Source organism: Dietzia sp. UBA5065, from assembly GCA_002415925.1.
GTDB lineage: Bacteria > Actinomycetota > Actinomycetes > Mycobacteriales > Mycobacteriaceae > Dietzia.
In genome coordinates, this window is sequence record DIAZ01000013.1 from 1 (window position 1) to 2,725 (window position 2,725).

General features: G+C 69.1%; 4 protein-coding genes. 3 read left to right on the forward strand and 1 reads right to left on the reverse strand.

What is annotated here, in order from left to right; translation table 11 throughout:
* Positions 1-498: Hsp70 family protein (locus B4M60_RS01135; protein ID WP_291079525.1), on the reverse strand; the 498-nt coding region annotated here is incomplete at its 3' end.
* Between the two features lie 470 nt (positions 499-968).
* Between B4M60_RS01135 and B4M60_RS01140 the strand changes: the two genes are divergently transcribed.
* The 3 genes from B4M60_RS01140 to B4M60_RS01150 form a co-directional block, all read left to right on the forward strand.
* Positions 969-1,400, forward strand: a complete 432-nt coding sequence (locus B4M60_RS01140) for a Fur family transcriptional regulator (protein ID WP_291079526.1) — start codon at positions 969-971, stop codon at positions 1,398-1,400.
* A 45-nt stretch (positions 1,401-1,445) separates the two neighbouring features.
* Positions 1,446-2,531, forward strand: a complete 1,086-nt coding sequence (gene cbiM / locus B4M60_RS01145) for a cobalt transporter CbiM (protein WP_291079527.1) — start codon at positions 1,446-1,448, stop codon at positions 2,529-2,531.
* Positions 2,528-2,725 (forward strand): hypothetical protein (locus tag B4M60_RS01150; protein ID WP_291079528.1); only part of this gene is annotated, 198 nt, incomplete at its 3' end. The genes cbiM and B4M60_RS01150, both read left to right, overlap by 4 nt.

Genomic DNA, 2,725 nt, shown 5'->3' on the forward strand with positions numbered 1-2,725 from the left:
GAGCTCGTCCTCCTTGCCCTTGTCGAGGCCGTAGGCCAGGGCCGCCGCGGTCGGCTCATTGATGATGCGCAGGACGTTGAGTCCAGCGATCTCGCCGGCCTCCTTGGTCGCGTGCCGCTCGGCGTCGTTGAAGTATGCCGGCACCGTGATGACGGCGTCGGTCACGGTCTCGCCGAGGTAGGCCTCCGCGTCTCGCTTGAGCTTCATGAGGATGCGGGCGCTGATCTCCTGAGCGGTGTAGCGCTTGCCGTCGATGTCGTCGGACTTCCAGTCCGTGCCCATGTGGCGCTTGACCGAACGGATGGTCCGCTCGACATTGGTGACCGCCTGACGCTTGGCGATCTCGCCGACGAGGACCTCGCCGTTCTTGCTGAACGCGACGACGCTCGGGGTGGTCCGGCCGCCCTCCGCGTTGGCGATAATGGTCGGCTCCCCGCCCTCGAGGACGGCGACAGCCGAGTTGGTGGTGCCGAGGTCGATGCCGACCGCACGTGCCATGGTGGTTCTCCTGAGGAGTCGCGTGGGCCCGCCGGTGTGGTCGCGCCCTGGGTTGATGGTTCTGGACTCAACTGTGTGGAACCTGGGTTGAGGTTGTCAACTTCAGACTCCGCAAAGTTGCGTTCATCAGACTCAACTCTCCGTATGCCGCCCTTGTTCCCCCTGGTCGGCGGCGATGAGCGGGCCCCTTGCTCTCGGCGCGGCGATCGACGCCAGCCCTATGCGGCCGGCCGGGTTACTCCATGTCGGCGCCGGGCCCTACCGCGCTTGAACAGACATGGGCGAGTGCCCGCGCGCTCCCCTCGCCTGACCAGCGGGTCCGACCGGGTGCCACAATCGCTCTCGTGGCGCACGGCAGCGATGAGCACCAACCGGCTGGCGGCATATCGACGAGCTCGGAGGCCGAGGTGCGCGGACTCGAGTCGATCCTGAGTCGGGTCGGTCGACGGCTCCGCGACCGGGGCGAGCGCATGACAGCTCCGCGTCGGGCCGTCCTCACCGTCCTCCACCATGCCGACGGACACCTCACCGTCGAGGAGGTCGCCGACCTCGTCACCCACATCGACCCGGCCGTCCACCTGGCAAGCGTCTACCGCTCCCTCGACACCTTCGCCCGGCTCGGCATCGTCCAGCACGTCCACCTGGGCCACGGTGCGACGGCATACCATCTCGTCGACAGCAGCGGGTCGCACGCGCACGCGCAGTGCCGCAGATGCCGCCGCGTCGTGGACCTTCCACCCGATGTCCTCGATCACACCGCGCAGCGACTTGCACACGAGTACGAGTTCGTCCTGGACCCCACCCACGCGGCGCTCTCGGGGCTGTGCGGCCCGTGCAGTGCTGCGGTGAACCGGGCGGCCGACCAAACCTCAGCCGGGGCAGTTGCGAATCTGTTGCATTAGGATCGAGTATCGAGCGACAGCGCGGCGCCGAGGGAGGACACCACGATGCACATCCCGGACGGGTACTTGTCCCCGCAGACCTGCGCAGCCGCCTATGCCGTCGCCGTTCCGACCCTCGCGGTTGCGTCCCGGCGGGTCTCAGCCGTCCTGCGGACGAAGCAGGTGCCGCTGCTCGCGATGTTCGCCGCGGTGAGCTTCCTGGTCATGATGTTCAACGTCCCGATCCCGGACGGGACGACCGCACATGCAGTCGGGGCGGTGATCATTGCCATCGTGCTGGGACCGTGGGCTGCGGTCATCGCCGTGTCCGTGGCCCTGCTGTTCCAGGCGTTGCTGTTTGGCGACGGCGGAGTCCTGGCCTACGGGGCCAATGTGGTGAACATGGCCATCCTCATGCCCTTCGTCGGGTATGCCGGGTACCGGCTGATCGCGGGGAGGAGCGCGTTGACCGCGACCCGCCGCGTGGTTGCCGCAGGCCTTGCCGGGTTCGTCGGAATCAACGCCGCCGGCCTTGCGACCGCCATCGAGCTCGGCATCCAACCCGACCTCTTCCACACCGCGGCCGGCGCGCCGCTCTACTCTCCGTACCACCTGAGCCAGTCCATCCCCGCGATGGCGCTGGCCCACGTCATCGTTGCCGGGCCCGTCGAGGCCGTGCTCACGGCGGGGGTCTTCGGATATCTCGTGCGGGCCAACCCATCGGCCCTCGCCGCGACGCACCCGGGCCTCTCCGGCGAACCGAGCTCCAGCTCGACCCCCAGCCGCCCCCCGGGTCTGCTCAGCCCCGCGCGGGTGGCCGTGGGTTTCGTCGTCCTGCTCGCCGCGCTCTCTCCGCTTGGCCTGCTCGCTCCGGGGGGCGCCTTCGGTGAGAACGCTCCGGACGATCTGCCGCTCGCCGATCTTGGCCTGGACGCCATACCGGCCGGGATGGAGCGCTACGCGGGCTTCTGGAGCCACACCCTGCTCGGCGACTACGGCTTCGCGGACGGCCAGAATGCCACCCTGGCCTACTGGGTCTGCGCGGTGCTCGGCATCGCCATCGTCGGGATCGCGGTGTACGCCGCCGGACGTCTGTTCGTCTGGACCACCCGAGGCCGCAGTGGCCGCACGCCCGTCCAGGTTCACTCGTGACCGCTCGGGTGCTCAAGCCGGCCCCCGCATGGCTCGTCTCCAGTGAGCAGCCCATAGGCCCGGGCCGCGTCGGACGGCGAAAGCGGGCCGCCTTCCTCGAAAAGACGCTGGGCGACGGCGCTGAGGTTGTGCGCCGGGCCATGTATGCCGAGTCCGCCGACCCACGCGGCGACCGGCCCGGAGTGCTCTTTCGG

Excerpts from the sequence above, each read along its gene's own strand:
- B4M60_RS01140 (WP_291079526.1), top strand. The coding sequence starts at position 969 with ATGACAGCTCCGCGTCGGGCCGTCCTCACCGTCCTCCACCATGCCGAC.
- cbiM (WP_291079527.1), top strand. The coding sequence starts at position 1,446 with ATGCACATCCCGGACGGGTACTTGTCCCCGCAGACCTGCGCAGCCGCC.